At 72.6% G+C, this 7,406-nt stretch carries 5 protein-coding genes and 1 tRNA gene; 4 read left to right on the top strand and 2 right to left on the bottom strand.

Annotated features, from left to right (window positions below; genetic code table 11):
• A partial coding sequence (locus V7793_RS29825) for an AAA family ATPase (protein WP_336012268.1) occupies nt 1-1,028 on the bottom strand: 1,028 nt, incomplete at its 3' end.
• 206 nt (nt 1,029-1,234) lie between these two features.
• Between V7793_RS29825 and V7793_RS29820 the strand changes: the two genes are divergently transcribed.
• The 3 genes from V7793_RS29820 (at nt 1,235) to V7793_RS29810 (ending at nt 5,371) form a co-directional block, all read left to right on the top strand.
• Nucleotides 1,235-1,311, top strand: a tRNA-Met gene (locus tag V7793_RS29820).
• Nucleotides 1,312-1,877: 566 nt separating this feature from the next.
• The gene (locus tag V7793_RS29815; protein ID WP_336012266.1) at nt 1,878-3,764 is read left to right on the top strand and encodes an amidase; all 1,887 of its coding nucleotides are present in this window, start codon (nt 1,878-1,880) and stop codon (nt 3,762-3,764) included.
• Nucleotides 3,761-5,371 carry an MFS transporter gene (locus V7793_RS29810; RefSeq protein ID WP_336012264.1) on the top strand — a complete coding sequence of 537 codons (1,611 nt, stop codon included), beginning with the start codon at nt 3,761-3,763 and terminating at the stop codon, nt 5,369-5,371. The genes V7793_RS29815 and V7793_RS29810 overlap by 4 nt, the downstream gene beginning before the upstream one ends.
• 104 nt (nt 5,372-5,475) lie before the next feature.
• On the opposite strand, the gene V7793_RS29805 is transcribed toward V7793_RS29810, so the two are convergent.
• Entirely contained in the window at nt 5,476-5,898 is a 423-nt protein-coding gene (locus V7793_RS29805) for a helix-turn-helix domain-containing protein (protein ID WP_336012262.1), read from the bottom strand.
• A gap of 226 nt (nt 5,899-6,124) precedes the next feature.
• Between V7793_RS29805 and V7793_RS29800 the strand changes: the two genes are divergently transcribed.
• On the top strand, nt 6,125-7,369 hold the full coding sequence (locus V7793_RS29800) for a hypothetical protein (RefSeq protein ID WP_336012258.1): 1,245 nt from the start codon (nt 6,125-6,127) through the stop codon (nt 7,367-7,369).
• Nucleotides 7,370-7,406: the final 37 nt, after the last annotated feature.

The raw sequence follows: 7,406 nt of genomic DNA, 5'->3' as shown, positions 1-7,406 counted from the left end.
GCGAGGTGGCCGTGCACCGAGCGACGCGTCGCCGGGCCGGCCCCGGCGTGCACGGCGGCACGGATCAGCGGGTGCCGGAAGCGGACTTCGGCAGGCCGGATCTCGACGACACCGGCTGCCTCGGCGGCGTACAGCGCATCGGGGGACACCCCGAGCCGCTCCCCGGCCGCCCGTATCAGCCGGACGTCACCGCGCCCCTCCAGCGCGGCGGCGAGCAGGACGAGCCGGGTGTCCTCGGGCAGCCGCGTGATCTGCTCCCCGTAGACGCCGGCCATGCCGTCGCCCAGGGGCAGCGGGTCGGGCAGCGGCGCCCGGCCCGTCAGCTGCTCGGCGGTCAGCAGACCGGCCGTCTCCCGCAGGGCCAGCGGATTCCCCCCGGTCGCCGCGGTCAGGACCTCCACCACAGCAGGCGCCGGCTCGGCCTCCGCACACGCCGACAGCACCTCGCGCGCACCCTGGGCGTCCAGCCCCGCCAGGTCCACGGCGGGCAGGGTGCGCAGCGCCTGCCTGGCCCCGGGGGTGTCACGCGTACCGATCAGCAGTCCCGCCGCCTCAACCCCGAGCCGCCGGGCGGCGAACAGCAGAGCGTCAGCGGAGGCTTGGTCGACCCACTGGAAATCGTCGACGACACACACCAGGCCCCCGGGCGCCGCCGCCTCCACCAGGAGGGACAGCACCCCGGCCGCCACCAGGAACCGGTCCTGGGCGGCCGCAGGCTCAGCCAGCCCCAGAGCCGCGCGGACGGCGTCCCGCTGCGCGCCGGGCAGCGTACCGGCCAGCCCGATCACCGGGCGCAGCAGCTGGTGCAACGCGGCGAAGGCCATACCGGACTCGGGCTCCGCACCGGTCGCCGTCAGCACCCGCGCGGGAGCGGCGCGCCGGGCGGCGTACTGCAAGAGCGTCGACTTCCCGGCCCCGGGCTCACCGCGCAGCACCAGGACCCGGCCGGCGCCGGAGCGCACCTCCGCCAGGAACTCCTCGATCGCCTCGAGTTCGCCCTCGCGCCCGCTGATCCGCTCGACCGCCATGCTGTGCCCGTGCCCCCGTGAACGCCGCAAGGACGGCCCCATGCCGCCCTCCCTTTCGGCGCGGCCGACTGTACCTCCCCGGCCCTTCAGGCCATTTCCCCAGGTCACACCCCAGACTCACCCCCGTCGCTCCACCGCACGGAAGGCCCCCGGTCCGGAAGTGGTAACTGATGCCCGCTGTGATGGCGTACGGTAGGCACTGCCGACGCGGGGTGGAGCAGCTCGGTAGCTCGCTGGGCTCATAACCCAGAGGTCGCAGGTTCAAATCCTGTCCCCGCTACCACGGAAAGGGACCCGGATCCATTTGGATCCGGGTCCCTTTTGCCGGGACGTCAGGTGAACCCGGGTAGGACAGAGGTACGGGGCCACTGCCGTGTCCGAGTGTCCGCGTGTCCGCCGGATCCACGGTGAAGGTGACGGGGCTGGTGTCCCCGTATCGCGCGGTGAACGTGAGCTCGACGGAGCCGGCGCCCTGACAGTCGGCCGTGAGGGTGAAGGGCCTGTCAGGAATCACTCCGCCGGTCACCGCTCCCCCCTCACCCACCCAGTCCGGAATCCAGATCAGCCCTTCCGCCCCCGGGTAGGGCAGCACTTCACCGTCCCCCGGGCCCCAGATCGTCGCCGTACCGGAGTGCGGACACATGAGTACGGATCCTCACTTGCGGTGCAACCGCGGTGGCCAGGCCGGGAGCCGCAGGCCAGGCCGAAGGCCATAGGGCCGACCGACGGGCGCAGGGCCATGGCGGTGGTGTGCGGCGCCGAGGAAGTTGCGTTCAACCCGGGTTGAGTTGGGAGGGTCACGTTTCACCGGCCGTCCGCGATCAGGGACGGCGTCTGTGGAGGTGAAGCGTGAGCGAAATATCGACCATTCCCCTGCCCTTTCCCTTTCCCCTGCCCCTGCCCCTGACCTTGACCGAAGCCGGGCAGGCGTTGCGGGACGGGAGCGTGACCAGCGTCGGGTTGACCGAGGCCGCCGTCGCCGCGGCCGAGCGCGCCGACGGGTCGCTCGGGGTGTACGTGACGCGGTTCGTCGAGCAGGCGCGGGCGGCGGCCCGCCGCGCCGACGAGGAGTTGGCGCGCGGCCTCGACCGCGGGCCGCTGCACGGGATCCCGTTCGGAGTCAAGGACACCATCGCGGTGGCGGACGGACCGACCACCGCGCAGAGCCTGGTCCACGACCGGGACTGGTGGGCCGGGCGGGACGCCCCGGTGGTGGCCCGGCTGCGGGCTGCCGGGGCAGTGATCACCGGGAAGACGACTGCGATGGAGTTCGGCTGCGGGCTGCCGGAAGAAGACAAGCCCTTCCCATTGCCGCGCAATCCGTGGCGGAGCGAGTCCTGGGCCGGCGGCTCCAGTTCGGGCTCGGCCAGCGGTGTCGTGGCAGGGATGTTCCTGGCCGGGCTCGGCAGCGACACCGGGGGCAGCATCCGGATGCCCGCCGCGTTCTGCGGGGTCAGCGGGCTGATGCCGACGTACGGGCGGGTGCCCGTGGCCGGGTGCGTGCCGCTGGCGTACAGCCTCGACCGGGTCGGCCCGCTCGCCCGGAGTGCCAGGGACTGCGCGGCGGTGCTCGGCGTCATCGCCGGAGAGCACGACGGCGCCGGCGCCTCCGTCCATGCCTCCGTCGGCGCCTCCTTCCACGCTTCCTTGGACGACACCGGGTCCGGCGAGGGCCTGGACGGACTGCGGATCGGTGTCGTACGGGAACACCACCTTCCCGCGGACGGCGATCCGTCGCTGCCCGGCACGTTCGACGAGGCCGTGTCGGTGCTCGCCGGACTCGGCGCCGTCCCGGTGGAGAGCCGGCTGCCCTACTGGCAGGAGATGATCACCGCGACGTTCGTGACCGCGGCCGGCGAGGGTCTCGCCCACCACCGCACCGCACTGTCCCGGCATTGGGACGACTACGGGGTGGCCGCGCGCGGCCTGCTTGCCACGGGCGCGCTGATATCAGCCGCGGACTACGTCCAGGCGCAGCGGGTGCGCACGGTGGCGCAGCGGGCCGTGGACGCGCTGTTCGCGGATGTCGACGTGATCGTGTGCCCGACCGCGTCGGTCGGGGCGCCGCCGTTCGCCGCGCTGGCCGACGAGGCGGGGCACCAGGACCACGCGGGCGTGTTCGGGAGGATCTACACCCCGTACTGGAATCCGTTGGCCAACCCCGTCCTCGCGGTGCCCATGGGCCGCACGGCGACGGGCCTTCCCCTGTCGATGCAGATCGCGGGCCCGGTGGCGGGCGAGGCGGCGATCCTGCGGGTCGGGGATGTCTTCCAGCAGCACACCGACTGGCATCGCCGTATCCCTGATCCGTCGGCGGCCGCGGCACCGCATGCACGCGCCGCCACAGGATGCGGGGAGCGCCACACGCACGTGCCGCTGCTGACGCGCAGGCCAGCACACAAAAAGTGCGGCGCCGCGGACACCGAGGACACCACACGACCCACACGCCCCGACGGGCCTGGAGGGCAGCCTACGAGCGACGGACGTGGAGGGCAGCGTACGAGCGGGCCGAGTGAAGGAACCGCCACGCAGCCCGACGCGGCTGTCAGGGTGCGGAGCCTGCTGGCCGCCGCCGGGCTGCCCGCAGGCGAGCGGGAGATCACCGGATTCGAGGCGGCGTACACCGCCCAGCGCCCTGCCGTCGACGGACTGTTCGCCGTCCCGGCGGCGGGCGACGCCCGGCCCGTTCTGCGCCCGGACGTCACTGTCCGGCCGGACGACGAGGAGCCCGCATGAATACGCGACCGGAGACGGAGCCCGCTGTGGAAGGAGGCGCGGAAGCAGGGACGGACCGGCCCGCGGAGCGACATGAGCAGCGTACGCGCCGTGCGGGCAGTACCCGCCATGCCGGCAGCACCCGCCGTGCCGGCAGCACCCGCCGTGCCGGCAGCACCCGCCGTGCCCGTGGAGGCGAACGGCTGGTGATGGGCCTGGCCTGTGCCGGGTCGTTCGTTGTCGTCCTGGACGCCACCATCGTGTCGGTGACGCTGCCCGCCATCCGGGCCGCCCTCGGCTTCTCGCCGGCAGCCTTGCCCTGGGTTGCCAACGCCTACACCCTCGCCTTTGCGGGCTTCCTGCTGCTCGGCGGCCGGTGCGCGGACGTGTTCGGCCACCGGGCGACGCTGCTGACCGGGACGGCGCTCTTCACTGCCGGGATGGTCGCCTGCGGCTTCGCGGTGACAGCGGACGGGCTGCTGGCCGCGAGGGCCGTGCAGGGGCTCGGTGGGGCCTTGCTGATGCCGGTGACGCTGTCGCTGCTGACCACGACGTTCACCGAACCCGACCGGCGGGCACGGGCGCTGAGCACGTGGAGCGCGGTCGGGGCGGTCGGTGCCGCGTCCGGGCCGGTGGTCGGCGGCGTCCTCATCCAGTGGGCCGGGTGGCGCTGGGTGTTCTTCGTGACCGTCCCGATCGGGGTGCTGTGCCTGGCCGGCGCCGCGCGCGGGCTGCCGCGGCACGACCGCGCCGGCCGGCCGTCTCTCGATGTCGTGGGGGCCGGGCTGGCCACGGCCGGGCTGACGGGCGTGGTGTACGCGGTGATGCGTGCCGCCGTCGCGGGATGGACGAGCCCGCAGGTCGCGGGCCCGCTGGCCGGCGGGGTCGTGCTGCTGGTGATTCTTGTGCTGCATCAGGCGCGGTGGGCCCGGCAGCCGCTGCTGGCGCTCGGCCTCTTCCGGCTTCGCGCGGTGAGCAGCGGCAACGTGGTGATGCTGCTGCTCGGCCTGGGCTTCTTCGCCAGCCCCATCCTGTTGTCGCTGTACCTGCAGGACGTGCACGGCTGGTCGCCGCTGCGCGCCGGGCTCGGCTACCTGCCGGTCGGGGCGGCGATGTTCGCCGGTGCCCGGGCGGCCGGGGCGTTGACGCTACGCTTCGGGCCGCGCCGGACGGCCGTGGTGTGCTGTCTGCTGGGCGCGGCCGGCTTCGCAGGTGTGGCGGCGTCGCTGGGCGCGGGCGGTGCCTACCTGCTGACGGTGGTGGTCTCCGGCGTGGTGTTCGGGTTCGGAACGGCCGCCGCGTTCACCCCGATCACGGTGGCGGCGACCGGCGGCGTCCCGCCGGCGCGCAGCGGTCTGGCCGCGGGGGTGCTGAACACGGTCCGGCAGACCAGTGGGGCGGTCGGGCTCGCCGTGACCAGCACGGTCTCGGCCGCGGCGGCGGACGCATGGGCGGACGCGCATCCCGGGCGTGGTGGCGCGCACGGGGCGGCCGCGCTGGCGCACGGTTATGGCGTCGCGTTCCTCGTCTGTGCCGGGTGCGTGGCTGCTGCCGCGCTTGTGGCGGCCCTCGCCATGCCCGGTCCGGCACATGACCCGGTCCGGCACATGACCCGTTCTGGCACATGACCCGCTCCGGCACCGTGCCCCGCTCCGGGTGATCACCGGCACCGGCGGGGAGGCCTCGCCGTGACGGGTACCGCGGACGGGATCATGCCTCGCCGGGTGAGCGGTCAGGGGGACACGGGGACGGTCGCCCGGAAGTCCGGGCATTTCTCCAGGTCGTCGCCGTGTGCGCAGGTGAGGAGGTGGCCGAGGTAGGTGCGCGCGGCGTTGAGGCGGGCGATGTGCGCGTCGAGGGCGGCGATACGGCCGTGGACGGTCTCCTGCCAGTCCGCGCCGCCGCTGGTGCCGGAGGTGTCACGGTGCAGGAGGCCGGCGATCTCCTCGATGGACATCAGGCCGGTCTCCCGCCACAGCTTGATCAGCGCCACGCGGTAGACCTGCTCGGTGTCGAAGTACCGCCGCCCGGAACGGCGGTGCGGCTCCACCAGGCCGCGCCGCTCCCAGTAGTGCAAGGTCGAGAGCGGCAGTTCGAACCGGTCCGCGACGTCTCGTATCGGCGTCAGCTCCCGCGCCTGCGTCAGGTCGTCCATGACCCCATCATCTCGCGATGATCTCGCAACCCTGGTGGCGCTTCCCCGGGCGCCCACCCGGGCCGATGTTCATGCCCTTCCCTTGGTACCTCCTCGGATACCTCTGATGCCTCTGATACTTCTCATCCCGCTGGTTCGGCAGGACCTCGGCAGACCATCCCACCCCTATGGCCACTTGTGTCCCAGCCGTACCGAATGACGGACTCCGCCCCTACGGTGTCTGATCATGAACACTTCGCGAAGAGCGGTCATACGCGGCATGGCGGCGATACCCCTGGCCGCTGCCACCAGCGGTCTGCTCATGCCCTCCACGGCACAGGCGGCGTCCGACGGCTTCCCACTGGCGATGCGGCTCAGCCCCTCGCAGAACCACCGCTACTGGGGCGCCGCAGCCGACACCCTGCGCCGCCGCTTACCCGCCGCGGACCTGGTCAAGGACGTGCTGCGCCAGGCGACACGCACCGGTGGCTCCGTGGGCAACTGGCGTGACGGGCCCGGCACGGGCGTGGAGCCGACCGGCTTCGACTACGGTTTCTCCTGGGACCCGGACACCAAGGACCCCCACGGCCAACTGGACGGCAAGACCACTCAGTGGTACCCCCAGGGGATCAGCACCAGCGTCGACGGCTACGGCGGCACCGTGGACGGTCGGAAAGTCGTCGCCGTCAGCTGGTACGGCTACGAGAACTACGAGAAGCGCGGCGCCCGGATCAGCTTCATCGACGTGACCGGTGACCCGCAGAAGCCGCGTTACGAGCACGTGCTGCTGGTGGAGCCCATCCAGGAGGAAGGCTCGGACACCGCCACCTTCCAGCCGGTCATCATGCACGCGGGCGGTGTGGCCTGGGCCGGGAACTTCCTCTACGTCGCCAACCTGCCGGGCCGGCTCGCCCCCTTCAAGCAGGGCGGGTTGAGCGCCTTCGACCTCTCCCGGATGGTCAAGGTGGAGGGCGCGGACAAGGCCAAGGCCTTCGGCTACGACTACATCCTCCCGCTGCACCACGTGTACGAGAACCGGGGCAGCGGCAAGCTGCGGCACTCGCAGCTGTCACTGGACCGCACGCGCCCCAACGAACCCCACTCCCTCGTCGTCAGCGAATTCCTGGACAACGGCGACAGGGGCAGGGTCGTGCGCTGGGACCTGGCGCCGACCGGCTATCTGGTCGACGGGCTGTCCGAGGAGGACTGGCTGTCCAAGCCCTACGTCCAAGGGGCGGTCGCCGTGGGCAAGGACGCGTACTACGCCGCCAACGACCGCGGCACGCAAGGCCCCGCAGCCAGCGAAGCAGTCGGGGCGCTTGCCCCGAAGGCAGGGCAACTGTGGCTGCACAAGGGCCGTAGCGGCGACCCGAAACTCCACGGAACACTCGCCATCGGACCCGAAGACCTCAGCTACGACGCCGACCGTCTCTGGAGCGTGGCGGAGCACCCCAACCTGCGACGCGTCTACCGGATCCAACTCCGCCGCTGATCGCATGCCGCCGAGCGGGAGCCACGAGCCGGTCCTC

Origin of the sequence: Streptomyces sp. KLMMK (genome assembly GCF_036961605.1) — a bacterium.
Classification (GTDB): Bacteria; Actinomycetota; Actinomycetes; order Streptomycetales; family Streptomycetaceae; genus Streptomyces; species Streptomyces telluris.
Note: the sequence above shows the minus strand (reverse complement) of the source record. Positions and strands in the feature narration are given on the sequence as shown.

Excerpts from the sequence above, each read along its gene's own strand:
- V7793_RS29810 (WP_336012264.1), top strand. The coding sequence starts at position 3,761 with ATGAATACGCGACCGGAGACGGAGCCCGCTGTGGAAGGAGGCGCGGAA.
- V7793_RS29805 (WP_336012262.1), bottom strand. The coding sequence starts at position 5,898 with ATGGACGACCTGACGCAGGCGCGGGAGCTGACGCCGATACGAGACGTC.
- V7793_RS29800 (WP_336012258.1), top strand. The coding sequence starts at position 6,125 with ATGAACACTTCGCGAAGAGCGGTCATACGCGGCATGGCGGCGATACCC.